20 protein-coding genes are annotated in these 23,197 nt (G+C 70.7%); 10 read left to right on the top strand and 10 right to left on the bottom strand.

The genetic code is table 11. The annotated features are described in order from the left end of the window. Positions 1-113 precede the first annotated feature (113 nt). The 4 genes from AB5J73_RS00180 to AB5J73_RS00165 all read left to right on the top strand — a co-directional run bounded on the left by AB5J73_RS00180 (position 114) and on the right by AB5J73_RS00165 (position 3,534). Positions 114-518, top strand: coding sequence for a nitroreductase family deazaflavin-dependent oxidoreductase (locus AB5J73_RS00180; RefSeq protein WP_370972832.1), 405 nt, complete (start codon positions 114-116; stop codon positions 516-518). Between the two features lie 77 nt (positions 519-595). Continuing rightward, complete coding sequence (locus AB5J73_RS00175) at positions 596-1,360, top strand: lysophospholipid acyltransferase family protein (RefSeq protein ID WP_370966820.1); 765 nt, start codon at positions 596-598, stop codon at positions 1,358-1,360. Positions 1,361-1,408: 48 nt separating this feature from the next. Beyond that, positions 1,409-2,800: a dihydrolipoyl dehydrogenase gene (gene lpdA / locus AB5J73_RS00170; protein ID WP_370966818.1), complete on the top strand. Its 1,392-nt coding sequence runs from the start codon at positions 1,409-1,411 to the stop codon at positions 2,798-2,800. A gap of 116 nt (positions 2,801-2,916) precedes the next feature. Beyond that, a complete protein-coding gene (locus AB5J73_RS00165) occupies positions 2,917-3,534 on the top strand; it encodes a hypothetical protein (protein ID WP_370966816.1) in 618 nt (205 codons plus the stop codon). Positions 3,535-3,731: 197 nt separating this feature from the next. On the opposite strand, the gene AB5J73_RS00160 is transcribed toward AB5J73_RS00165, so the two are convergent. Beyond that, complete coding sequence (locus AB5J73_RS00160) at positions 3,732-4,172, bottom strand: GNAT family N-acetyltransferase (protein WP_370966814.1); 441 nt, start codon at positions 4,170-4,172, stop codon at positions 3,732-3,734. Positions 4,173-4,254: 82 nt separating this feature from the next. On the opposite strand from AB5J73_RS00160, the gene AB5J73_RS00155 reads away from it, so the two are divergent. Together AB5J73_RS00155 and AB5J73_RS00150 are read left to right on the top strand one after the other, a co-directional pair. Continuing rightward, complete coding sequence (locus AB5J73_RS00155) at positions 4,255-5,142, top strand: NADP-dependent oxidoreductase (protein WP_370966812.1); 888 nt, start codon at positions 4,255-4,257, stop codon at positions 5,140-5,142. 121 nt (positions 5,143-5,263) lie between these two features. Next, positions 5,264-7,168 (top strand): S8 family serine peptidase, encoded by a 1,905-nt coding sequence (locus tag AB5J73_RS00150; RefSeq protein ID WP_370966810.1) that lies wholly within the window; start codon positions 5,264-5,266, stop codon positions 7,166-7,168. A gap of 45 nt (positions 7,169-7,213) precedes the next feature. On the opposite strand, the gene AB5J73_RS00145 is transcribed toward AB5J73_RS00150, so the two are convergent. Then, positions 7,214-7,759 carry a class I SAM-dependent methyltransferase gene (locus AB5J73_RS00145; protein WP_370966808.1) on the bottom strand — a complete coding sequence of 182 codons (546 nt, stop codon included), beginning with the start codon at positions 7,757-7,759 and terminating at the stop codon, positions 7,214-7,216. 105 nt (positions 7,760-7,864) lie between these two features. On the opposite strand from AB5J73_RS00145, the gene AB5J73_RS00140 reads away from it, so the two are divergent. Together AB5J73_RS00140 and AB5J73_RS00135 are read left to right on the top strand one after the other, a co-directional pair. Next, positions 7,865-8,599 carry an SDR family oxidoreductase gene (locus AB5J73_RS00140; protein WP_370966806.1) on the top strand — a complete coding sequence of 245 codons (735 nt, stop codon included), beginning with the start codon at positions 7,865-7,867 and terminating at the stop codon, positions 8,597-8,599. A 216-nt stretch (positions 8,600-8,815) separates the two neighbouring features. Next, entirely contained in the window at positions 8,816-11,629 is a 2,814-nt protein-coding gene (locus AB5J73_RS00135; protein ID WP_370966804.1) for an NACHT domain-containing NTPase, read from the top strand. Here the strand turns inward: AB5J73_RS00135 and AB5J73_RS00130 are convergent. Then, positions 11,626-12,645, bottom strand: coding sequence for an SDR family oxidoreductase (locus AB5J73_RS00130; RefSeq protein ID WP_370966802.1), 1,020 nt, complete (start codon positions 12,643-12,645; stop codon positions 11,626-11,628). The two genes, AB5J73_RS00135 and AB5J73_RS00130, sit on opposite strands and share 4 nt — an antisense overlap. Before the next feature lie 70 nt (positions 12,646-12,715). On the opposite strand from AB5J73_RS00130, the gene AB5J73_RS00125 reads away from it, so the two are divergent. After that, on the top strand, positions 12,716-13,594 hold the full coding sequence (locus tag AB5J73_RS00125; protein ID WP_370966800.1) for a LysR family transcriptional regulator: 879 nt from the start codon (positions 12,716-12,718) through the stop codon (positions 13,592-13,594). On the opposite strand, the gene AB5J73_RS00120 is transcribed toward AB5J73_RS00125, so the two are convergent. Both AB5J73_RS00120 and AB5J73_RS00115 read right to left on the bottom strand, forming a co-directional pair. After that, positions 13,591-14,163, bottom strand: a complete 573-nt coding sequence (locus AB5J73_RS00120) for a nucleotidyltransferase domain-containing protein (RefSeq protein WP_370966798.1) — start codon at positions 14,161-14,163, stop codon at positions 13,591-13,593. The genes AB5J73_RS00125 and AB5J73_RS00120 overlap by 4 nt on opposite strands. Next, positions 14,160-15,608, bottom strand: coding sequence for an ABC transporter substrate-binding protein (locus AB5J73_RS00115; protein WP_370966796.1), 1,449 nt, complete (start codon positions 15,606-15,608; stop codon positions 14,160-14,162). Before AB5J73_RS00115 ends, AB5J73_RS00120 begins: the two co-directional genes overlap by 4 nt. A gap of 104 nt (positions 15,609-15,712) precedes the next feature. On the opposite strand from AB5J73_RS00115, the gene AB5J73_RS00110 reads away from it, so the two are divergent. Beyond that, a complete protein-coding gene (locus AB5J73_RS00110) occupies positions 15,713-17,047 on the top strand; it encodes an LVIVD repeat-containing protein (protein WP_370966794.1) in 1,335 nt (444 codons plus the stop codon). Here AB5J73_RS00110 and AB5J73_RS00105 read toward each other — a convergent pair. The 5 genes from AB5J73_RS00105 to AB5J73_RS00085 form a co-directional block, all read right to left on the bottom strand. Continuing rightward, positions 17,044-18,621 carry a glycoside hydrolase family 13 protein gene (locus AB5J73_RS00105; protein WP_370966792.1) on the bottom strand — a complete coding sequence of 526 codons (1,578 nt, stop codon included), beginning with the start codon at positions 18,619-18,621 and terminating at the stop codon, positions 17,044-17,046. The two genes, AB5J73_RS00110 and AB5J73_RS00105, sit on opposite strands and share 4 nt — an antisense overlap. A gap of 32 nt (positions 18,622-18,653) precedes the next feature. Continuing rightward, positions 18,654-19,523, bottom strand: coding sequence for a carbohydrate ABC transporter permease (locus AB5J73_RS00100; RefSeq protein WP_370966790.1), 870 nt, complete (start codon positions 19,521-19,523; stop codon positions 18,654-18,656). After that, complete coding sequence (locus tag AB5J73_RS00095; RefSeq protein WP_370966788.1) at positions 19,520-20,494, bottom strand: carbohydrate ABC transporter permease; 975 nt, start codon at positions 20,492-20,494, stop codon at positions 19,520-19,522. The genes AB5J73_RS00100 and AB5J73_RS00095 overlap by 4 nt, the downstream gene beginning before the upstream one ends. Then, the gene (locus AB5J73_RS00090) at positions 20,472-21,848 is read right to left on the bottom strand and encodes an ABC transporter substrate-binding protein (protein WP_370966786.1); all 1,377 of its coding nucleotides are present in this window, start codon (positions 21,846-21,848) and stop codon (positions 20,472-20,474) included. Before AB5J73_RS00090 ends, AB5J73_RS00095 begins: the two co-directional genes overlap by 23 nt. A gap of 293 nt (positions 21,849-22,141) precedes the next feature. Continuing rightward, complete coding sequence (locus AB5J73_RS00085; protein ID WP_370966784.1) at positions 22,142-23,149, bottom strand: LacI family DNA-binding transcriptional regulator; 1,008 nt, start codon at positions 23,147-23,149, stop codon at positions 22,142-22,144. Positions 23,150-23,197: the final 48 nt, after the last annotated feature.

The raw sequence follows: 23,197 nt of genomic DNA, 5'->3' as shown, positions 1-23,197 counted from the left end.
GACCCGTTCGAGTGAAACGGGCCGGGAAGATCGGTCGCGGCGCGTGTGTTGCAAACAAGGAGAACCTTCAAGTGGTGAGTCTGCCACTGCTGATCGACGCGAAAGGAACACGCATGCTGTTCGGTGACGAGCACGTCCGCCGCTACGAGGAGACCGACGGCGAGGTCGGGCACGAGTGGAAGGAAGGCGTCCCGACGCTGGTGCTGACCACCAAGGGCCGCAAGACCGGTCAGGAGCGCAAGTTCGCCCTCATCTACCAGGAAGTCGACGGGAACCCGGTGATCGTGGCCTCCAAGGGCGGCGCGCCGAACCACCCCGGCTGGTACTTCAACCTCGTCGAGACCCCCGAGGTCGGCGTGCAGGTGAAGGCGGACAAGTTCACGGCCGTCGCCCGTACGGCCGAGGGCGAGGAGCGCGCGAAGCTCTGGGACAAGCTCGCCGCCGTCTGGCCGGACTACAACGAATACGCCAAGAAGACCGACCGCGAGATCCCCGTGGTGGTTCTCGAACGCCGGTGAAATCGGCAGTGTGATCTGCGCCGCGTTCGGCGCGCGCCGGGGCCGAACCGCCCGGTCGTCGGCTACGAATGACATCCATGACCGACCGCTGGACCGCCCTGGACCTCGAGGGCGAGCTGCTCACCCGACGCCAGATGATCGCCTACGGCCGGCGCTTCGCCCGCGCCGGCCGTGGCGCCTGGTACAGCTTCGCGATCGAGGTGGTCTGGCAGTTCCTCGCGCAGACCACCCGGTTCCGCGTCCGGGGCTCCCGCCACATCCCGAAGACCGGCGGGGTGCTGGTCGCCTCGAACCACCTCTCGTTCGCCGACCCGACGACGCTCACCGCGTTCTGCCTCGCCGCCGGCCGCGTGCCGCGCTACCTGGCCAAGGCCTCGCTGTGGAACCTGCCGGTGGTCGGCCGCGTGATGCGCTCGGGCCGGCACATCCCGGTCTACCGCGGTGCGGCGACAGCCGCCGACGCCTACCGCGACCTGGTGACTTCGGTGCGGGCGGGCGAGTGCGTCGCGGTCTTCCCGGAAGGCACGTTCTCGAAGGACCCCGACGGCTGGCCGATGCGCGGCAAGACCGGCCTCGTCCGCGCCGCGCTGGAGACGGGCGCGCCGGTGATCCCGGTGGCCAACTGGGGCACCCACCACCTGCTGCCGTCGACGGCGTGGTTCCCGCGCGGGCTGCCGCGCAAGACCGTCGAGCTGGTCGCCGGGCCGCCGGTCGACCTGTCCGACCTGCGTGACCGCCCGCTCACCCGTGAGGTGCTGGAGGAGGCGACGGCTCGCATCATGGGCGAGGTGACGACGCTGCTCGAGTCCATCCGCGGCGAGCGGCGGCCCCTCGCGGCCTGAGGTCGGCGTCACCCCGCCCGCTTCCGGCCGAAGGGGTAGTTTCGGCTCATGAGTGCACAACACTTTGATGTCGTCGTCCTGGGGGCCGGGGTAGGCGGCTACGTGGCGGCGATCCGCGCGTCGCAGCTGGGGCTGAGCGTCGCGGTGGTCGAGGAGAAGTACTGGGGCGGTGTCTGCCTGAACGTCGGGTGCATTCCGTCGAAGGCGCTGCTGCGCAACGCCGAGCTGGCGCACGTCGTGACGCAGGAGGCGAAGGCGTTCGGCATTTCGTCGGACAGCCCGATCCGGGTCGACTACACGGCCGCTTACGAGCGGAGCCGGAAGGTCGCCGACGGGCGCGTCAAGGGCGTGCACTTCCTGATGAAGAAGAACAAGATCACCGAGTTCGACGGGCACGGCACGTTCCTCGACGACCACACGCTCGAGGTGAACGGCTCGCAGCTCACCTTCGGCCACTGCATCATCGCGACCGGCGCGACCACGCGGCTGCTGCCGGGGACGTCCCGCAGCTCGCGGGTCGTCACGTACGAAGAGCAGATCCTGTCCAGCGAGCTCCCCGCGAGCATCGTGATCGCCGGCGCGGGCGCGATCGGCGTGGAGTTCGCGTACGTGCTGAAGAACTACGGCGTCGACGTGACGATCGTCGAGTTCCTCGACCGCCTCGTCCCGCTGGAGGACGCCGAGGTGTCGGCGGAGCTGGCGCGGCGGTACCGGAAGCTCGGCATCAAGGTGCTGACGTCGACCCGGGTGGAGTCGATCGACGAGTCGGGTTCTTCGGTCCAGGTGACGGTGTCGTCCGAGAAGGACGGCCGGCAGGTGCTCACCGCCGACAAGGTGTTGCAGGCCATCGGTTTCCAGCCCCGGGTCGAGGGCTACGGGCTGGAGAAGACCGGCGTCGCGCTGACCGAGCGGGGTGCCATCGCGATCGACGGCCGCGGGCGGACCAGCGTGGACCACATCTTCGCGATCGGTGACGTGACGGCGAAGCTGATGCTGGCGCACGCGTCCGAGTCGATGGGCGTGGTGGCGGCGGAGACGATCGCCGGTGCGGAGACGATGGAGCTCGACTTCCCGATGATCCCGCGGGCGACGTATTGCCAGCCGCAGATCGCCAGCTTCGGGTGGACCGAGGCACAGGCCCGGGAGAAGGGGTTCGACGTCCGGGTGGCGAAGTTCCCGTTCACCGCCAACGGGAAGGCCCAGGGGCTGGGCGACGCCGGGGGGTTCGTGAAGCTGATCAGTGACGGTGCGCACGGGGAGCTGATCGGCGGGCACCTGATCGGGCCGGATGTCACGGAGCTGCTGCCGGAGCTGACTTTGGCGCAGCAGTGGGATCTGACCGTGCACGAGGTGGCGCGGAACGTGCACGCGCACCCGACGCTGGGTGAGGCCGTGAAGGAAGCTGTGCTCGGGCTGGCCGGGCACATGATCAACATGTAAGCGTGAACCTGCTCTGACCTCGGGACTCGCAGGTCAGGGCAGGTGTCAGGCCGTGGCCGGGCCGTCACGCGGCTTGGCGTTCGACGGCGAGAAGTCCGAACGAGGGTGGGTGTTCGATGGCCGACGAGCCGAGTGCCGAAGGTGGTTCACGGAGTTACGCTGACCAGGTAGTTGTCTCCGTGCGTATTGCGGACGCGGCTCCGATCGACGAGCAAGTACTCGAAGTTGTCGAGATCGAATCTCATGGAGCGGCGTGGCACAGGGACTGGCTCGTAGCAGAGATTGAAGCGATCCCCAACGCAGATGACAAGGAAGGGTTCCCCGCGCCGTACACCATTGAAGTCCAAGAGAATCGTCACGAGTGGGGCGCTTCGGCTGCCGTTTTAGCTATTACTTCTTTCATTGGCGGCGCGGTAGCCGGTGGGGTTATCGGGAACGGTGCGTACGATTCACTCAAACTTGTTGGCCGCAAGATGGCGGACAGGCTCAGGATATCTGGTTTGGTGCCAGTACCGCCGATGAATGAGGGTGACGCGCTGGAGCGGTCGCAAGCGCTGCTTGCTGCCAGGTTTGGTGAGCCGGTTGAAGGTCTCAAGCTTGTCTCGGTCGAGGTTCGGCCGCCGCACGCGGCGAGCGTGACTTACCGTGGATCGCGCGACCGGGTTTACGATTGTGATCTGAATATCGAAGACGGGTTGGTTATATTTTCGCGGGTTAGACGTCGTCAAGAATGACTGGATTGCTTTCCGTGAACTAGGGTCTCTGCGGTGAATTCGTCGACAGTCTTTCCGGAGTGGTCGACGTGGCCGAGGTGCTGCGACAGCGTCCTGTCGACTTGTCCGCGTCGAGCAAGGCCGAGGCGTAGAAGGCCACAGCGCGCCCTCGGTCACGGTCGATCATGCCTGGATAGGCGAAACCCGGAACCACATGATCAACATGTAGGGACGTCGAAGCGGAGCTCCGGCCGTTCCCAGCGGACCTTGGGCGGGTTCGGCGGGACCGTGCCGGTGCGCCGCGCACCCATGCGGAGGTAGAACTCCAGCGCGGGCGGGTGCGCGACGACGCGAATCGCGCGCAGCCCGCGGGTTCGCGCTTCACCCCGCAGGTGCTCGACCAACCGGCGGCCGACGCCGAGGCCCTGGGCGGCGTCGGCGACGAAGAGCAGGTCGAGTTCCGCTTCCACGAGCGCGTAGAAGCCGACGACGCCGCCGTCGTGCGTGGCGGTGAACGTGGGGTTGGCTTCGACGTACGCGGGCGTGACTTCGTAGCCGTCGAGGATGGTGGCGTAGTCGCCTCGGTACGCCGACGACGCGTGCACGAGCGCGGTCAGGGCGGCGGCTTGGTCCGGGGTGGCGCGGACGATCTCGACCATGCGCGCAGCCTACGGTGGCGGAGCCGGTGGCCCGGACTCACGGTCTTGACCTCAAGGTAACTAGAAGTATCAGACTGACGTCATGAAAGCTGTGGCGTTCACCGAATTCGGCGGTCCCGAAGTCCTCCGCGTCCTCGATCTCCCCGAGCCGCACGCCGGGCCCGGCGAAGTGCGAGTGCGGGTCAAAGCCGCCGGGGTGCAGCCGTACGACGCGGCCGTTCGGGCCGGGTGGGAGCCGCCCGGGCTCGAACTCGGGTGGCCTCGCGTGCCCGGGAACGAGTTCGCCGGCATCGTCGACGAAGGCGAACTCGAGGCCGGGACCGAAGTTCTCGGCTTCACCGCCGTGCGGGCCGCCGCCGAGTACATCGTCGTGCCCGCCTCCGATGTCACGCCGAAGCCGCCCGAGATGCCGTGGGAAGTTGCCGGTGGGTTCACCGCCGGGGCGCAGACCGCGTCGATCGCCTTGGAGGCGCTGAAACTCCGGGCGGGGGAGACGCTGCTCGTGCACGCCGCCGCCGGGTCGGTCGGGACCGCCGCCGTTCAGCTCGCGAAGCTCAAGGGGGCCGCCGTCATCGGTACCGCGAGTGCGTCCAATCAGGACTACGTCCGGTCGCTGGGCGCCACGCCCGTCGTCTACGGCGAAGGGCTCAAGGAGCGGGTGGCGCCGCTGGGGGTCGACGTCGTGCTCGACGGTGCCGGTGGGGAAGCGTTCGACCTCTCACTCGAACTGGTGAAGGACCGGACGAGGATTCTCACGCTGGTCGAGCACGGGCGGGCCGCCGGACTCGGGGTGCTCGTTTCGAAGTCCGGACGCTCGGCCGCGCGCCTCGCCGAGCTGGCCGCGCTGTACGCCAAGGGGGATCTGCGCTTCCACGTGCGGCGGGCCTATCCGTACACCGAGGCGGCCGCGGCTCACCGGGAAATCGAGACCGGGCACGGCCGCGGAAAAATCGTTCTCACGTTTCCGTGATCGTTCCAGGATGTGGACGGCTGCGCGATCCAGACTTTGGTCGGTGGTTCCCCGCCCAGTCACTCCTTAGATTCTCCCCATTACACCCGGTCGAGTGACCGAGGATCACAGGGAGACATCAATGGTGAGATTCAGCCGGGTTGCCGCGCACGCGGCACCGCTGACGGTCGGCGCGCTGCTGCTGACCACGGGCGTCTCCGCGGCGCAGCCGTCCACGGTGGACGCCGCGACCGCGCGCACCGAGGCCGGCATCAGCGCCCTGCAGAGCATCAAGAAGAGCCTGAGCCCCGCGGAGCGCAAGCAATCGAGCCAACTGGTCGTCGAGAAGCGGTTGCGGGCCGACCGGTCGCTCGCCGCGAAGCTGCCCGACTACCGCTCCGGGGTCGGCGTCAGCGGCGCCGGCACCGTCGCGGTCGACATCGCCGCGTACGGCAAGGCCGTCGCGAACGCCGTCCGGGCGGCGGGCGGGACCGTCCGCTACACCGCGCCGGACGGTGCCGTGCGCGCCGACGTGCCGCTGTCCGCGGTGGACGCGATCGCCGGCCGCGCGGACGTCGCCGAAGTGAAGCCCGCGGCGCAGGCCACCACGTGGAGCGAGCCGGGCAACCGCGACCTGCGCCAGGCCGTGGCCGCGCAGGCCGCCGCGGCGACGCAGGTGTCCGAAGGGGACAAGGCGCACGGCGCCGACACCGCCCGCACGACCTACGGCGTCAGCGGCTCCGGCGTCAAGGTCTGCGTGCTCTCCGACGGCGTCGACTCGCTCGCGAAGTCGCAGAGCGCCGGCGAACTGCCCGCGGTGGACGTCCTGTCCGGTCAGAAGGGCAGCGGCGACGAGGGCACCGCGATGCTCGAGATCATCCACGACCTCGCGCCGAACGCGACCCTCGGCTTCGCCACCGCGTTCACCAGCGAGGCCAGCTTCGCCGCGAACATCCGCGCGCTGCGCACCACCGGCAAGTGCCAGATCATCGTGGACGACGTCTCCTACTTCGACGAGTCGCCGTTCCAGGACACGCAGGTCGCGCAGGCGGTCAACGACGTGACCGCGGCCGACGTCCTGTACTTCTCCTCGGCCGGCAACTCGGGCAACGCGACCGACGGCACCAGCGGGTACTACGAAGGCGACTTCCGCGCGTCTTCGACGAAGATCAGCGGCGTCACCGGGACCCCGCACGACTTCGACCCGAGCAGCACCACGCAGAACTTCGACGCGCTTTCGGCGGGCTCGCTCGGCAAGCCGGTGACGCTGTTCTGGTCCGACCCGTGGGGCAAGTCCGCCAACGACTACGACCTGTTCATCCTGAACTCGTCGGGCAGCGTCGTGGCCTCCAGCGAGAACGGCCAGTCCGGCTCGCAGAACCCGTACGAGATCGCGAGCGTGCCGACCACCGGCTCGGGCTACAAGGTCGCGGTCGTCAAGTACAGCGGCGCCGACCGGTTCATCGCGCTGAACGTCATCCGCGGCCGCTTCGTGGCTTCGGGTTCGCTGAAGGCGTTCAGCACCAACGGTGTCACGAACGGCCACTCGGCGGCGGCGAACGCGTTCAGCGTCGCGGCGGCGCCGGCCGGCCCGGCGTTCGGCCGCCCGCTGGAGACCGGTGACCCGGCCAACCCGGCCGGCCCGTACCCGGGTCTGTACACCGCGTCGAGCAAGTGGGAGCGGTTCTCCTCCGACGGCAAGCGCAAGCTGTTCTACAACGCCGACGGCACGGCGATCACCCCGGGCAACGTCTCCTCGACCGGCGGCACGACCCGGAACAAGCCGGACATCACGGCGGCGGACGGCGTGGCGACCTCGGTGGCGGGCTTCCAGCCGTTCTTCGGGACGTCGGCGGCGGCTCCGCACGCGGCGGCGATCGCGGCCCTGCTGCTCTCGGGCAAGCCGACCGCGACCCCGGCCCAGATCCGCTCGGCGCTGGTGTCCTCCGCGATCGACCTGGGCGCGCCCGGCTTCGACACGGTGACCGGCACCGGCGTGATCATGGCGGGCCCGGCGCTCGCCGCGCTGGGTGTCCAGCCGAAGTAAGCACCTCCCGCGAAGGGGGCCCGGCACGCGCCGGGCCCCCTTTCGTCATTTCGCGGCGACGAAGAGGTGGAAACCGAGACCGGCGTGGGTGAAGCGCTCGTGCTTCGGCACGCCCAGCCCCGCCGTGCCCAGCGCGGCTTCGATCGCGGCGACCGGCCGGATGCGGAAGCCGTTGTCCGTCAGCATGCGCGACTTGCCCATGAGGTCGGGGTCGCCGACGCCCAGCACGAACCGCCCGCCGGGGGCGAGCACCCGGGCGACTTCGGCGAGCGCGGCGCCGAGGTCCTCGACGAAGTAGATCGTGTTCGTCGAAACGATCGCGTCGACCGAACCGTCCGCGAAGGGCAGCGCCGTCATCGAGCCCTCGTCGAGCACGAGCCGCCCGGTCGCGACCTCTTCGCGGAACGTCGCCCGTGCGCGGTCGAGCATCGTCGCCGAGATGTCCACGCCGTGCACCCGGGCGGCGGCCGGCAGCAGCAGGCCGAGGCCGAGGCCGCCGCCGAACCCGATGTCCAGTGCCGTTTCCCCGCCGGTCAGCTCGAGGGCGGCGACCGCCTTCACGACGGCCTCGCGGTTCCGGCGGTTGAGCATCGCGCCGACGACCCGGCCCCGCAGGCCGCTAGGGTGGCCGAGCTGCCGGGCGAGCCCGGCCCGGAAACGCTCGCGAAGTCCCATACGAGCAGTCTAGGAGGCGGGATGGCGAAGACGGCGGTGGTCACCGGGGCCGGATCGGGGATCGGGCGGGCGGTGGCGCGCGCCCTGCTCGAGGACGGCTACTCGGTCGCGCTGGCCGGGCGCCGCGTCGCCGCGCTCGAGGAAACCGCCGCGGGCTTCGAAGGCGCGCTCGTCGTGCCCACCGACGTCGCCGACGAGCACTCGGTCGAAGCGCTCTTCGCGGCCGTCCGCGAGGCATGGGGACGGCTCGACCTGCTCGTCAACAACGCCGGCATCGGCGCGGCCGGGACGATCGCGGAGCTTTCCGTCGAGGACTGGAAGCGGACCGTCGACGTCAACCTGACCGGGATGTTCCTCTGCGCGCGCGAGGCCGTGCGGCTGATGAAGGACCAGGACCCGCGCGGCGGCCGGATCGTCAACAACGGCTCGATCTCCGCCCACGCGCCGCGGCCCGCGAGCGTCGCCTACACCGCGACCAAGCACGCGGTCACCGGGCTGACCCGGTCGATCTCGCTGGACGGCCGCGCGTGGAACGTCGCCTGCGGCCAGATCGACATCGGCAACGCGGCGACGGAGATGACCGAACGCATGGCGGCGGGCATTCCCCAGGCGGACGGCCGGGTGCTCGCGGAGCCGACGTTCGACGTCCGGCACGTGGCCGACGCGGTGCGGTACATGGCGGGGCTGCCGCTGGACGCGAACGTCCAGTTCCTCACCGTCACGGCGACGACGATGCCTTTCATCGGCCGCGGCTAGGGGCTCCGACATTCAGGTGAAGTAGCGACCCGCCGGGTCGACGGCACCGGGCCCGATTGGTAAACCGGGGAACTACGCCGACCGCGAGGGCCCGAAGTGCCGACTCAGCTGACCTACGCCGTAGTCATGGTGGCCGTTCTCGCTTTCGCCGGTTTTCTGGCGAAGCAATTCGTCGGCGAAGGGGTCAAACACCTCGGTCAGCGGTTTTGGCCCGTCGTGTTCCGCAGCCGGCGCCGGACGCTGACGAGGGGCGAACTGCGGCGGTACACCGCCGGTGTCAAAGCCACCTACAACAGCCACGCGCTCGGTTTCCTGGCGACCACCAAGGTCACGGTCAGCGACGTCTACGTCCCGCTCCAGAGCGAGGTCGACGGCCGCCGCGAAGACATCTACGGGAGCATCCGGCACCGGAGCCGGACCGTCGTCCTCGGGCCGGCCGGCGCGGGGAAATCCATGCTGCTGAAGAACTCCATGGTGAAGTGGGCCGACCGGCCCGCCGACTTCGAGCGGGTCCCCGTGTTCGTCGAACTGTTCCGCCGCAACCGCGGTGAGGAGAGCCTGCGCGACCTCGTGGCGGACGCGCTCGGCCGGGGCGGGGTGAAAAAGCCGGATCGGTTCCTGGAACGGGCGCTGGCGGACGGCCTGCTGAGCGTGTTCTTCGACGGCTTCGACGAAATCGTGACCGATCGCCGGGGCGAAGTCACGCAACAACTGAAGGAGTTCGCCGAGAAGTGGCCGAAGTGCCAGATCGTCGTCACCTGCCGCGCGGCGGTCTACGATTTCGAACTGCGGCCGGATTTCGACCACGAGGTCCGGGTGGCCGGTTTCGACGACGCCGCCATCCGCCGGTTCCTGCGGCTGTGGTTCACCTCGAAACGGGCCGATCGCGACGCGCGTTACGAGGTCGAGCAGGTGATGGCCGGCTTGCGGGCGAGCCCGCCCATCCTGCTGCTGGCCCGGACGCCACTGCTGCTCACGATGATCGCTTCGCTGCACGAGGCCGATCCGGGGATCGGCCCGGTGCTGCCGGGCTCGCGCGCCGAATTCTACGAAATGGCGGTGCAGCACCTGCTGCGCCGGGATTCCGAGCTCGGGCGCACCCGCGGCCTCGCCACCTACAAGGCCGGGCACAAGACGATGGCCCTGCGGTCCATCGCGCTCCAGGCGCAGGGGGCGATGGCACCGGGGACCGATCGCCGGACCCTGTCGGAGGACGAGCTGCTCGCGAACATCACCCGGGTGCTCGCCCGGTTCAACCTGGACGCGGTGCACGCGGCCGCGATGCTCGAAGAGATCGTCGACCGCAGCGGGTTGCTGGTGCGGGTGGACGCCGGGAACCTCCTCTACGAGTTCCCGCACCTGACGCTCCAGGAGTACCTGGCCGCGATGGAACTGGCGGACCGCCCCGAGCGGCTGCTGGCGCTGTACGAGGAGAACCCCGGCCGCTGGCGCGAGACGGTCAAGCTCTGGTGCGGGGGCGCCCACCGCGACTGCACGCCGGTCGTGGCGAAGATCTTCGCGGGCGACGAACGCGGGAAGTTGCTGGCCCTCGAATGCCTGGCCGAGGCGCGGCAGATCGACTCGGTGCTGGCGGAGTCGGTGCTCCGGCACTTCGAGACGGCGCTCCGCGGGTTCGTCCCCGGTGATCCTTCGGGGACCGCCGCGCTGGGAGCCGTCGCGGCCGACCCGGGCCCGCGCGGGAAGGCACTGCTCAGGCGCCTGACCCAGGCCGCGCTGCAGCGGCAGGCTTTCGCGTTCCACGCACTGGCCGCGACGCGGCTGCGGGCGGCGGTCGAGACGCTGAGCGATCTGGCGACGTGGGTCCCCGGTGCGCGAGCGGCCCTGCGGGCGACCGGGGAGCTCGCGATCCCGGTGCTCGCCGAACGCGCGAAATCGGGATCGCTCGACGCCGTCGACGACATCGCCGCGGTCGGGACGGCTTCGGCCGGCCTGGCGCTGGCCGGGCTGCTGTGGGACGGGAGCGACGTCGCCGTGCGCGCCGCGTGGCGCCTGGCCGTGCTGGTGACCGGCCCGGACGTCGAGGACGAACTGCGGCGCGCCGACATCGGGGACCCGGCCGTCCGGCGGTACGACTGGCTGTGGGTGCCGTTCGACCACGGCCAACCCGGGCACCTCAACGAGATCATGGGCCGGGTCGGGTACCTGATCGACGATCGCCTCGCGACGAGGGTGCCGGACGACGCCGACCGGGTCGACCCGCGGCTCGCCATGCCGATCGGGGTCCTGGGCGCGTCCCGGCAGTACGACCCGGTCGCGCTGGCCGGGCTCGATCTCGAAGTCGCGCGGGTCGCGCGTTCGCTCGGCGTCGAAATCCGGGACTCCACGGGCAACGACGTGGTGCTCGGGGACATCCACCGGCGGGACGAGGGCCGGGCGCGCCGGCTCGCGCTGCTCCTGCTCGAACGGGCCGGGGTGGGGGCCGGGTACCGGAAGCTGCTGGACAACCTGCCCGCCGTGGTTCTGGTGCGGCTGGTGCAGCGGCTCCACCGGACCGATTTCCGCGCCGACGAAACCGAGTGGCGGACCGTCCAGGAAGACCCGAAGGCACCGATCGTGCTCCGGCCGCTGGTGAAGCTCGCCTTCACGGTCCTGGTGGGGATCCCGTACCTGCTGGGCGTGGTGCGGGCGTCGGGATCCGCGTTCGGCTGGTGGCCTTGGACGGCGCCGTGGATCGGGTGGGCCACCTGCCTCGCGGTCCTGGGGTCCGTGCTCGGTCTTTTCGTGCTCCTCTCCTACGACACCGGCTGGGCGGCCGCGGCGTTCGGGACCTTCGTGGTGCTGTCGTTGCCCGGGGTGCTGGCGTGCGCGGTGACGACGCTGGTGGACTGGGTCGGCGGGCCCGCCCTGGCCTCGGGTTCGGCGCTCCTGCTGGTCGCGACGATCGGCCTGGTGGGGCTGCTCGGCCACCGGGAGCGCGAGATCGCCAACCCGTTCCGCGACCTGCGCGGCCTGGACGAGAGCGTGCTCCGGGTCCGGTCCACCGTGATCTCCGGGCGGGGCGCGAACTAGGGGATCACCCGCGCCTTCCGGAACTCGTCGAACAGCCGGTAGAACATCTGCTCCGTCTCGACGTACTCGTGGAACCCCGCCCGGCGCGACTTCGACGTGTCCGCGAACACGTCGTAGTCCCAGCCGAACACGAAGTCGGCGAACGCCCACGACGAAGAAACGTCCGCGTACGACGCGGAAAGCCCGTGCCGGGCCGCCATCGCCGTCCACAGTGGAGCCTTGTCGGCCATGACGTCCACCAGGGACATCCGCAGTGGCGGGGCGGCTTCCAGGCCGAAGTACGCCGCCAGCTTCGGCCACAGTTCGCGCCAGCGGAACAGGTCGCCGTTCGCGATGTTGAACGCTCCTCGCTCGCCGGTCGCCCAGACCGTGGCCGAGGCGAGGAGGCCGGCGTCCGTCATCTCCAGGAGGCTGTCGTAGGCGCCCGGCTTGCCCGGGAACCGCAGTGGCACGCCCAGTTCCTTCGAGATCGACGCGTACACCGCGATCACCAGCGCCAGGTTCATCGGGTTGCCCAGCGCCGTGCCGCCGACCACCGAGGGGCGGATCGCCGACCACGTCCACGACCCCGCGCGGCGCTCGAGGAACTGCTGCTGGTCGACGTTGAACTCCGGGGGCAGGTGCCCGGCGTCGGTCTCGCGCGCCGGGGTCTTGAACGGGCCGAGGTGGGCGCCGTAGACCTTGTAGCCCTGCATCAGGCTGACGTGCTCCAGGCCGGGCGAGGCCGCTTCCGCCGCGTCGACGACGTTGGTCAGCATCGCCAGGTTCGGCGGGACCAGTTCCGCCCACGTCGGTTTGTCCTGGTAGGCGGCGTAGAAGAGGTGTGTCGTGGCCGTCAGCCCGCTGAGCTTCGCCCGGGTGTCGGCCGGGTCGAGCAGGTCGACGGCGATCGTGCCCGGGCCGCCGCGGCGGGAGAGGCCGGTGACGTCCCAGCCGCCGTCCGCTCGCAGGTGCTCGATGAGGTTCCGGCCGATGATCCCGTTGGCCCCGGCGACGAGTGCTGTCTTGCGCTTCATGACACCAGGCTCGGCCGGCGGGTGAGATAAGTCCAAGGCATCCTTGTCACCATGTCGATAAGCTGAGTTCATGACAAGCCTGCGGCAGCTGGAATACCTGGTCACGGTGGTCGACACCGGTTCGTTCACCCGCGCCGCCGAGCAGCTGCACGTGACGCAGCCGGCGTTGTCGCACCAGATGCGGGCGCTCGAACGCGGCGTCGGCGGGCCGCTGCTCGAACGGCTGCCCCGCGCCGTCCGGCTCACGCCGATGGGCCGGGCGATGCTGCCGCACGCGCGGGCGGCGCTCGCCGACGCCGAACGCGCGCGGTGCGCCGCCCGGCTCGCCTCCGGGACGACGGCGGGCGAGCTGCAGGTCGCGACCGTGTACTCGGTGAGCCTCGGGGTGCTGCCGCCCGCGTTGCGCGTGTGGCGGCGCGACCGGCCCGAGGTCGACGTGCGGCTGATCGAGTTCCGGCACGCCGACGAGCTGCGCGAAGCGATGGCCGCGGGCGAGGCCGACGTCGCGCTCGGCCCGCGGCCGGCCGGCTGGACCGGGCCGGTGCGGGAGCTGGGCGTCGAGGAGTTCGTCGTCGTGCTGCCCGCCGACGGCGCCGCGGAAGACGACGAGACGGGAGTGGTCGACCTGGCCACGCTCGCGGACTGCGCGTGGGTGCACTACGCCCCGGGCAACGGCCTGGCGGAGCTGGTCGACGCGACCTGCGCGGCGGCGGGTTTCCGCCCCCGCGCGGCGGTCCGCACCGAGCAGACGGCGGCGGCGCCGATCCTGGCGGCGGCGGGCCTCGGTCCCGCGCTGGTCCCGGCGAACGTCCTGCCCGCGCGCTTCGACGGCCGGGTGCTGCGCCCGAGCGTGCCGGTCCGGCGGCCGCTGGTCGCGTACACGCGCGCGGCGCCGGACCCGCTGACCGGCGCGTTCATCGAAACCCTCGCCGAGCACGCGACGGTCTAGAGGCGGTCACGCCAGGGGTGGCCCGGCGCCAGTGCGTCCGCGAGCCAGCGCCGCTGAGCGGCGTCGAGCACCGGCAGCGCCGCGGCGAAGTCCTGCTCGTCCTTGGGCCGGGTGCCGCGCGACTTGGCGAACAGCTGCACTTCCGGGGCCAGGTAGGGGATTCCGCCTGCGGTGGCGGCGCCCAGCCCGGTGATGGCCCGCCGCACCGCGGGGTCGCGGCGGGAGACCCACTCGTCGCCCTCGGTCTCGTCGAGCATGATCTGGATCCGCCACGGCGCCGACGGGCCCGGCCGGCACCAGACGTCGTCGATCCCGCGCGGCAGGACTTCGCCGGAGTGCCACGGCCGGAGCGCGCCGGGCGGGTCGGCCGCCCACCACTCCCACGCCGGCAGCGCTTCCTGGACCGCGGCCTGGTCGCGCCGGAGGAACAGGACGTCGACGTCGGCGTGCTCGCGGAACGCCCGCCCCACCGCGAATTCGATCGCGTAGCCGCCCGCGATCCACCACGGGACCGTGACACCGGCGAACAGCGCCGCCACTTCGGCCGGGGTGGCCGGGTCCCAGGTCACGAGACCGCGATCCCGGTCAGCACCGGGCCGGTGAACGGCGTCGTCGCGACGTCGTGGACCCGCGCCGACCAGACCGCGTGGCCGTGGCCCGACCACAGCGGGGCCACCGGCAGGTCCCGCAGGAGCTGGTTCTCCGCCAGCCGGTACAGCTCGCCCGCCTCCTCCGGGGTCGCCGCGGCGTCGGCCAGCGCCAGGTTCTGGCGGAAGACCTCGTCGGTGTAACCCGACTCCGAAGCCAGCGCCGAGAGCAGCTCGTACGGGCTCGCCGTCGCCAGCTTGACGTCCAGGGTGGCCGGTCCGTCGAGCGGGCCGGTGTTCGGGGACGCCTGCGCCGTCACGGAAACGTCCAGTGCTTTGTGGAGCCCGACCACCAGCGTGCGCGTCCAGGCCTCCGCGCCGGGTCCGAAGTAGACGGTCGCGCCGCCCGGGAAGGCCGCCTGCTTCAACAGGGCCTTGCCCGCCGCCGCGTCGAAGCTGCACGGTCGGCACGTGCCGGAGCGCTCGCCCGGGGCGTCCGCCGGGGGCAGCAGGGCCTTCGCCGGGTCGACCTGGTGCGCGAGCGGGCCCGCTTCCAGGGCCGCGCGGTCCACGCCCAGCGCGAAGCCGTGGCGGACCGTCGCGTCGGAGAACCGCGGGTTCGCCACCGGGAACGCCAGGTAGCCCGCCTCCGGCAGGGCCCAGGTCGCGTGGCGGTCGGCGCCGAAGTCGGTGTGCATGGCCTCGTGCTGTTCGCCGGGGACCTCGGTCGCGAGGTCGAGGGTGCCCGCCTTGACCGCGTCGTACTGGGCGCCCGGCTCGCCGACGCGCAGCTCGATCTCCTCGGCCTTCCCGGCGCCGGCGCGCTTGAGCGTGCCACCCGTGCCCGGGTGCCAGCCGCCGTCCAGGCGGTACGGGCCGTTGCCGACCGGAGCCTTGGCGAAGCCGTTCCAGTCGCGGGACGTGAGCACCGACGCCGGCAGTGGGACCAGCCCCGGCGCCGACAGCAGGGCGGGGACCTGGCCGGATGGGCGGTCGAGCGTCACCGCGATCGTGTCCGGGGCCGGCGCGGTGATCTCGCGGGCACGCAGGAGCTTCGTGAGCACCGGCGAGGACACCCAGTGCTCGGCGGCGACCGCCCGCCACGTGTCCACATAGGACCGGGCGGTCACCGGGGTGCCGTCGTGGAAGGTCGCGGGCCGCAGCTTGACCGTCCAGTGCACCCGGTCGGCGCTCTCGATCGACTCGGCCGCGCGCGGCGTGACCTTGCCGGACGCCGCGTCGAAGTCGGCGAGCGGCGTCCACAGCGCGCCGGTCACCAGCCGGCCCGCCTGGTCGGCGAGGTCGGCGGGCAGCAGCGTCGCGGGCTCCCGGATGCCGACGGACAGCACGCCGGGACGGGCCGGGTCGGAGCCGGAGCAGCCCGTGACGGCGAGGGCGAGGACGGCGAGCAGGACGAGCAGGCGCATGCGCCAGTCCTACCAGTCAAGAGCCAACAAAAGACGGTTGTGTCCGGTTGATCTCCGTCGTACCGTTCCCGTGGTCACGCTCCGAGCGTTCTGGGAGGTTTCGCGTGCGCACCTGGTTGCGGTCGTGCTTCGCCGCCGTCACCGTCAGCGCCACGCTGGTCGCGACCGGGCTCCCGGCCGCCGCCTGCGGCGAGGACGACAAACCCGCCACCCCCGCCGCCCGCACGCTGGGCGACCCGGGCGCGATCAAGAACGTCAAGGCGGTCGGCAACGTGCCCGACGCCGCCGGCGCCATCTCGATCGGCTTCCTGGACTACGGCCGCCGCGACGTCATGGTCGTGTCCGGCGAGTTCGGGCTGAAGGTCTACGACCTGACGAAGAACCCGGCCGCGCCGAAGCTGGTCGGCCAGGTCAGCCTGCCGGGCCTGTGGGAGACCGAGGACACCGAGGTCGACCAGGACCGCAAGCTGGTGTTCCTCTCCCGCGACCCGCGCGCGTACGGCGGCACCACGCACACCGGTGAGTCCGGCATCTACGTCGTCGACGTCTCGAAGCCCGAGGCCCCGGCGATCCTCAGCTACGTCAAGGTGCCCGCCGGCCACACCACCAGCTGCGTCGACGGCTGCCGCTACCTGTGGACCGGCGGCCCGGCGAAGGCCGACGACCAGCCCGCCGACTGGGGCGGCCGCCCGATCTGGGTCACCGACATCCGCGACCCGCGGCACCCGAAGGTGAACCCGCAGCCGATCGAGCTGGCCCGCAACGACGGCAAGACCGACTACGTGCACGACGTCCAGGTCGACGACAACGGCGTGGCCTGGGTGTCCGGCCGCGGCGGCGTGCGCGGCTACTGGACGAACGGCGTGCACCGCGACCCGCTGTCCGGGAAGGTCCGCCGCGCCACCGCGCACGAGCCGATCCCGTACGCCGGCGGCGGCATCGCCGAGACGGCGGCGCCGTCCCGGTTCATGCACAACAGCTTCCACCCGGCCGGCCACCGCGTCGGCGACGGCGCCTGGCGCGGCCAGGACCTGATCTACGCGACGGAGGAGAACTTCGTCGACGGCTGCGCGGGCGACGGCGTCCTGACCATCTCGTCGCTGAAGGGCTCCTACAACGGCGAAGGCTGGCGCTCGACGCCTTCGCAGCCGTTCCGCCTGGAGAGCGTCGGCACCTGGAGCGTCAACGGCCAGGAGGGCAGCGACCCGGCGTCGGACGACTGCTCCGCGCACTACTTCGACGTCCGCGGCAAGATCCTGGTGCAGTCGTTCTACGCGCAGGGCACCCGGTTCCTCGACGTCAGCGACCCGACGAACCCGCGGCAGATCGCGTACTACCGGCCGGGCGACGCGAGCGCGTGGGCCCCGTACTGGCACGGCAAGTACGTCTACGTCGCGGACAACGCCCGCGGCGTAGACGTCCTGCAGCTGACCTCCTAGGACTTCAGCCAGACAGCGGTGTCGGTCGGCAGTTCGCGGCCGGCCGGCCCGCTGGCCAGGAGGATCTCCCCGGCGGGGAGCGGGATCGGGGCGTCCGAGAAGTTCAGCGCGAACGTGAAGCCGTCGCCGACGCGGAACGCCAGCACCCCTTCGCCCAGCGAGAGCCACTCGAGCGGGCCGGTCGGGAGGTCCCGTCGCAGGCGCAGCCCGTCCCGGTACAGCGAGAGCATCGACGCCGGGTCCGCCGCCTCCGCCTCGGCCGTGTAGTCCTTCCACGCCGCCGGCTGGGGCAGCCACGCACCGCCCGGACCGAAGCCGAACGGCGGCTCCGCACCCGACCACGGGATCGGGACGCGGCAGCCGTCGCGGCCGGGGTCGGCGCCGTTCGTGCGGGCCCACACCGGGTCCTGACGCAGCTCGTCGGGGATGTCCAGGACCTCCCAGAGGCCGAGCTCCTCACCCTGGTAGACGTACAGCCCACCGGGCAGGGCCAGCGTCAGCAGCGCCGCCGCCCGGGCCCGCCGGGTGCCCAGCTCGCGGTCCACCGGCAGTTCGTGCAGCCGGTTCGCGAACGAAAAACCCGTGTCGCCCTCGCGGCCGTAGCGCGTGACGTGCCGCGTGACGTCGTGGTTCGACAGCACCCACGCCGCCGGTGCGCCGACCTCGTCGTGCGCCTTCAGCGTCCGGTCGATGACGTCCCGGAAGCGCTTGCTGTCCCACGGGCAGACCAGGAAGTCGAAGTTGAACGCCGAGTGCAGCTCGTCGCGGCGCAGGTAGCGCGCCGCGCGGGACATGTCCGGCAGCCACATCTCGCCGACCAGCACCCGCTCACCCGGGTAGCTGTCGACGATCTTGCGCCACGAGCGGTAGATCTCGTGCAGGCCCTCCTGGTCGGAGAACGGCGTCTCGTCGCCCTCCTCGACGTCGGGCAGGTGCGGGTCCTTGACGAGCCCGTCGGCGACGTCGATGCGGAAGCCGTCCACCCCGCGGTCGAACCAGAACCGCAGCACGTCCTCGAACTCCGCGCGGATTTCCGGGTTGTCCCAGTTGAAGTCGGGCTGGCGCGAGCTGTAGAGGTGCAGGTACCACTCGCCGTCGGGGACGCGCGTCCACGCGGAGCCGCCGAAGCGCGACTTCCAGTTGTTCGGCGGCTCGGAGCCGTCCGGGCCGCGGCCGGGCCGGAACCAGAACCGTTGGCGCTCCGGCGATCCCGGGCCCGCCGCCAGCGCGGCCTGGAACCACCGGTGCTCGTCGGACGCGTGGTTGGGCACGATGTCGATGATCACCCGGATGTCGCGCGCGTGCGCCTCGGCGATCAGCTCTTCGGCCTCGGCGAGCGTGCCGAACAGCGGCTCGATGTCGCGGAAGTCGGCGACGTCGTAACCGCCGTCGTCCATCGGCGACGGGTACCAGGGGGTGAACCAGATCGCGTCGATCCCGAGGTCGGCCAGGTGGTCCAGCCGGGCGCGGACGCCGGCGAGGTCGCCGACGCCGTCGCCGTTGCCGTCCGCGAAGCTGCGGATGTAGATCTGGTAGATGGCCGCGCTCCGCCACCAGCCGGTCTTGTCGGTCACGTAAGTGCCCCTCCTAATCGGGTTTGGAAAGGTCAGCCCTTGATGCTGCCGGCGGTCAGCCCGGCGAGGATCTGCCGCTGGAACGCCAGGAACAGCGCCACCATCGGCAGGCTGGCCAGCACCATCCCGGCGACGAGCACGTTGAGCGGCATGTCGATCGCCACCCGTTGCAGCATCACCGAGAGCGTCTGCTTTTCGGTGTCCGGGAACACCAGCAGCGGCCAGATGAAGTCCTTCCACGCGGTGACGACCGCGAGGATCGAAACCACGGCCAGGATCGGCCGCGAGATCGGCAGGATGATCCGCCAGAGCGTGCGCACCGGCCCGGCGCCGTCGATGCGCGCCGCTTCGATGAGCTCGTCGGGGATCTGGTCGAAGAACCGCTTCAGCAGGTAGATGTTGAACGCGTTCGCCGCCGCGGGCAGCCAGACCGCCGTCGGCGAGTTGATCAGGTTGAGGTGCAGCAGCGGCAGGTCCGTCACCGTCACGTACGTCGGGACGAGCAGGGCCGTGGCCGGCAGCATCAGCGTCGCCAGCATCAGCCCGAGCACGACGTTGCCGAACTTGGGCCGCAGCTTCGACAGCGCGAACGCGGCCGGGACGTCGATGGCCAGCTGCGCCAGCCACGCGCCGCCGGCGACGACGAGCGTGTTGAGGAAGTACTTGCCCAGGTTCAGCTGGCTCCACGCGTCGGCGAAGGTTTCCGGGTGCCACTCGTGCGGGACGAGCGTCGCCGGCGTCGCGGCCAGTTCCTGCGGCGACTTCAGCGCGCCGGTCACCGCCCAGTAGAGCGGGAACATGAAGGCGAGGACGAAGATCACGAGTGTGCCGGCGAAGACGACGCCGTAGACCACCTTGCCGCGCGGGCTGCGCAGCGCGGACGGGGAGACGAGGGTCCTCATGACTGGTCCGCCTTCCGCGTCAGCCGGACGTACCACGCCGAGAACACGCCCAGCGCCACGAACAGCAGCAGGCTCATCGCGCTCGCCGAGCCGAAGTCGTTGTAGACGAAGGCGTAGCGGTAGAGCAGCAGGAGCACGGTGACCGTCGAGTCGTCCGGCCCGCCGCCGGTCATCACGTACGGCTCGGTGAACACCTGCATGGTCGCGACGACCTGCAGCAGCAGGAGCACGAGCAGGACGAACCGCGTCTGCGGGAAAGTCACGTGCCGCAGGCGTTTCCACAGCCCGGCGCCGTCGAGTTCGGCGGCTTCGTAGAGCTCGCCGGGGATCGTGCCGAGCGCGGCCAGGTAGATCAGCGTGGTGCTGCCCATGTTGGCCCACGTCGAGACGAAGACCAGCGACAGCATCGCCGTGCCGGACGAGTCGAGCCACTGCCCGCCCGGCAGGCCGACCGCGCCGAGCGCGGAGTTGAACAGGCCGGGACCCGGGTCGTAGAACCACTTCCACATCAACGCCGTGACCACCGGCGGCAGCATCACCGGGAGGTAGACGGCGAGCCGGAAGAACGCCTTCGCGTGCCGGATCTCGTTGAGCAGCACGGCGGTGAGGAACGGGACGGCGAACCCGAAGACCAGCGCGAGCCCGGTGAACAGCAGGGTGTTGCGCCAGGCGACGCCGAACAGCGGGTCTTCGAACAGCTTCGCGAAGTTGTCGAACCCGACCCACGTCGGCGCGTTGACGAAGTCGACCTGCTGGAAGCTCAGCAGCACGCCGCGCACGATCGGGTACCAGGAGAACAGCGCGAACACCACCAGCGCGGCGCACAAGAGCCCGTACGCGGTGAGGTTTTCCTTGAGCTTGCGCTTGAGCCTGGTGCGGCGGCGGTCTTCTTGCGAAACAGCCGGGCGCCTGGCCCGCGACGACGACGTCGCGGGCCAGGCGAGGAGGCTACTTGACCTGGGCGAGGACACTGTTGACCTTGGATTCGGCCGAGGAAAGCTGCTGGTCGATGTTGGCGTTCTGGTCGGTCAGGACCGCCTGCATGACGCTGTCGAGTGCGGCGTAGATCTGCTGCGCGTTCGGTGGCTCGATGCTGCCCTTGATCTTGCTGGTGGTGTCCACGTAGGACTGGAAGTTCTGCGCGGGAACGTTGGCGTACTTGGCCTTCAGCGCCAGCTGCTGCTCGCGGACGGTGCCGGTCCAGACGTCGGGGGTCGGCTCGGCGGGCAGGCCGACCGGCTGCTTGCCGTCGACGTACTGCTGGATGTGCTTCTCGAAGCGGTCCGGGTTCAGGTACTTCCACTGGATCCACTCGAGGCCGGCCTTGATCTTCTCCGGCGAGGCCTTCGGGTTGACCATGTAGCCCTCGCCGCCGAGCAGGGTGCCTTCGCCGCCGGGCATGCCCGCGATGCCGTAGTCCTCGTACTTGCCGTTGAACTGCTTGACCAGCACCGGGACGTTGTCCGGGGCGGCCATGTACATGCCGAGCTGGCCGGAGCCCATCATCCGCTGCACGTCGGTGGCTTCGAGCAGCTGCTTGGCGCCCATCGAGTTGTCGGTCCAGCGCATGTCGTGCAGGTACTGGAGGGCCTTCTTGCCCTTGTCGTTGTTGAAGTCGGCGACCCACTTGTCGCCGTCCTTGCGGGCGATGTCGCCGCCCATCGAGTACAGCCAGCCGGTCAGGTGCCAGCCACCCTGGTTGTTCTTGCTGTAGTCGGCGTACCCGACGACCCCGTTGCCCAGCGCGGAGATCTTCTTCGCGGCGTCACGGACCTCGTCCCAGGTCTGCGGCGGCTTGTTCGGGTCGAGCCCGGCCTTCTGGAACAGCGGCTTGCTGTAGAGCAGGCCCATCGTGTAGTTCATCGTCGGCAGGCCGTAGAGCTTGCCGCTCGCGTCCCGGAAGTTGTCGAGCAGTTCCGGCTTGATGTCGTTGATGTGCGGAACGCTCTTCGCGGCTTCCGTGATGTCGGCGGCCTGGTGGCGCGCGATGATCTGCGCGGGGTCGGTGAAGTAGACGTAGTAGACGTCTTCGAGCTGCCCGCCGGCGAGCTTCGCCGAGAAGGTCTTCGGGTCCATGAAGCCTTCGTGCGGATCGATGTCGATGTTCGGGTGCGCCGCCTCGAACTCCTTGACGTCGGCGTCGAACACGCTGCGCTCGAACGGCTGGCTGGTCGGCGGCTGCCCGGTGACCGTGATCTTCACCTTGCCACCGCTCTGCGCGGCGTTGTCGCCGTCACCGCAGGCGGCCAGGGTGAGCGCCAGGCCGCCCGCGGTGAGCAGGCACAACATCCGGCGGGAGACGGTTCGGGACCAGGGACTGCTCATCTCAAGCCTCTTCTCGGGGTCGCGACGGCTGTCACGTGATTGCGGTCACCATAAAGGGGTGGACCAGATCGACGCAATAACCCGACGAGAAGTTGCAAGTTACGAACAGGCTGCGAGCCGCTGGCGCCCGGCAGGGCGACGGGCCGTGCGGCGGGCACGAAAAAGTGAGCGACGGGTTCAGAACCCGCCGCTCGGTCGAGTGGGGTCAGGCGGTACGGAGGTCGCGAATGACTCATTCGGGGCGCTGGAGGTCCCGAATGAGTCATTCGCGACGCCGGGCGCTTCGGGAGGGGTCAGGCGGTGCGGCGGGCCGTCGAGCCGCGGACCACCAGTTCCGGCGCGAACAGCAGCTCCTCCGCTGCCACCTCGCCGCCGTTGATGCGCTTGACCAGCAGCTCCACCACCGCGCGGCCCATGGCCTCGATCGGCTGGCGGGTGGTCGTCAGGGGCGGGTCGGTGCAGTTCATCAGCGCCGAGTCGTCGTAGCCCACCACCGACACGTCCTCCGGCACCGACAGCCCCTGCCGCCGGGCCGCGCGGACCGCGCCCAGTGCCAGCAGGTCGCTCGCGCAGAGCACCGCCGTCGCGCCGCGCGGGTACAGCCGGGCCGCCGCCGCGTGGCCGCCTTCGATCGAGAACATGCCGTGCTCGACCAGTTCGTCCAGCACCGGTAGGCCCAGCTTCGCCGCGTACGACTGGAACGCCGCGAGCTTGCGCTGCGAAGGCACGTGGTCCGACGGCCCGAGGACCAGCCCGATCTTCTCGTGCCCCAGCGAACTCAGGTGCCCGACGACCTGTTCGACGGCCACGGCGTCGTCGCACGAAACCTGCGGCAGGCCGAGGTGCTCGACGGCCGCGTTGATCAGCACCGTCGGGAGGCGGCGCTCGACGAGGTGGTGGTAGTGCGAGTGGACGGCGTCCGCCTGCGCGTACAGCCCGCCGGCGAAGACCACGCCCGACACCTGCTGCTGCAGGAGCAGCTCGACGTACTCCGCCTCGGACACCCCGCCCGCGGTCCGCGTGCAGAGCACCGGCGTGAACCCCTGCTGGGCGAGCGCGTTGCCCATGATCTCGGCCAGCGCCGGGAAGATCGGGTTCTGCAGCTCGGGCAGCACCAGCCCGACCAGGCGGGCGCGTTCGCCGCGCAGCTGGGTGGGCCGCTCGTACCCCATCACGTCCAGCGCGGTGAGCACGGCGGCGCGGGTGCTGGCGGACACCCCGGACCGGCCGTTGAGCACCCGGCTGACCGTGGCTTCGCTGACCCCGACCTGGCGGGCGACTTCGGCAAGACGACGCGTCATGGGTGAAACTTTACAGCAACCGAGTGCAAAAGCACGACGTGCGGAACC

The sequence above is a fragment of the Amycolatopsis sp. cg9 genome (assembly GCF_041346945.1).
In the GTDB taxonomy this organism is placed as follows: domain Bacteria; phylum Actinomycetota; class Actinomycetes; order Mycobacteriales; family Pseudonocardiaceae; genus Amycolatopsis.
This window is presented reverse-complemented; position numbering and strand designations above follow the sequence as displayed.

Excerpts from the sequence above, each read along its gene's own strand:
- AB5J73_RS00180 (WP_370972832.1), top strand. The coding sequence starts at position 114 with ATGCTGTTCGGTGACGAGCACGTCCGCCGCTACGAGGAGACCGACGGC.
- AB5J73_RS00175 (WP_370966820.1), top strand. The coding sequence starts at position 596 with ATGACCGACCGCTGGACCGCCCTGGACCTCGAGGGCGAGCTGCTCACC.
- lpdA (WP_370966818.1), top strand. The coding sequence starts at position 1,409 with ATGAGTGCACAACACTTTGATGTCGTCGTCCTGGGGGCCGGGGTAGGC.
- AB5J73_RS00165 (WP_370966816.1), top strand. The coding sequence starts at position 2,917 with ATGGCCGACGAGCCGAGTGCCGAAGGTGGTTCACGGAGTTACGCTGAC.
- AB5J73_RS00160 (WP_370966814.1), bottom strand. The coding sequence starts at position 4,172 with ATGGTCGAGATCGTCCGCGCCACCCCGGACCAAGCCGCCGCCCTGACC.
- AB5J73_RS00155 (WP_370966812.1), top strand. The coding sequence starts at position 4,255 with ATGAAAGCTGTGGCGTTCACCGAATTCGGCGGTCCCGAAGTCCTCCGC.
- AB5J73_RS00150 (WP_370966810.1), top strand. The coding sequence starts at position 5,264 with ATGGTGAGATTCAGCCGGGTTGCCGCGCACGCGGCACCGCTGACGGTC.
- AB5J73_RS00145 (WP_370966808.1), bottom strand. The coding sequence starts at position 7,759 with ATGCTCAACCGCCGGAACCGCGAGGCCGTCGTGAAGGCGGTCGCCGCC.
- AB5J73_RS00140 (WP_370966806.1), top strand. The coding sequence starts at position 7,865 with ATGGCGAAGACGGCGGTGGTCACCGGGGCCGGATCGGGGATCGGGCGG.
- AB5J73_RS00130 (WP_370966802.1), bottom strand. The coding sequence starts at position 12,645 with ATGAAGCGCAAGACAGCACTCGTCGCCGGGGCCAACGGGATCATCGGC.
- AB5J73_RS00125 (WP_370966800.1), top strand. The coding sequence starts at position 12,716 with ATGACAAGCCTGCGGCAGCTGGAATACCTGGTCACGGTGGTCGACACC.
- AB5J73_RS00115 (WP_370966796.1), bottom strand. The coding sequence starts at position 15,608 with ATGCGCCTGCTCGTCCTGCTCGCCGTCCTCGCCCTCGCCGTCACGGGC.
- AB5J73_RS00100 (WP_370966790.1), bottom strand. The coding sequence starts at position 19,523 with ATGAGGACCCTCGTCTCCCCGTCCGCGCTGCGCAGCCCGCGCGGCAAG.
- AB5J73_RS00090 (WP_370966786.1), bottom strand. The coding sequence starts at position 21,848 with ATGAGCAGTCCCTGGTCCCGAACCGTCTCCCGCCGGATGTTGTGCCTG.
- AB5J73_RS00085 (WP_370966784.1), bottom strand. The coding sequence starts at position 23,149 with ATGACGCGTCGTCTTGCCGAAGTCGCCCGCCAGGTCGGGGTCAGCGAA.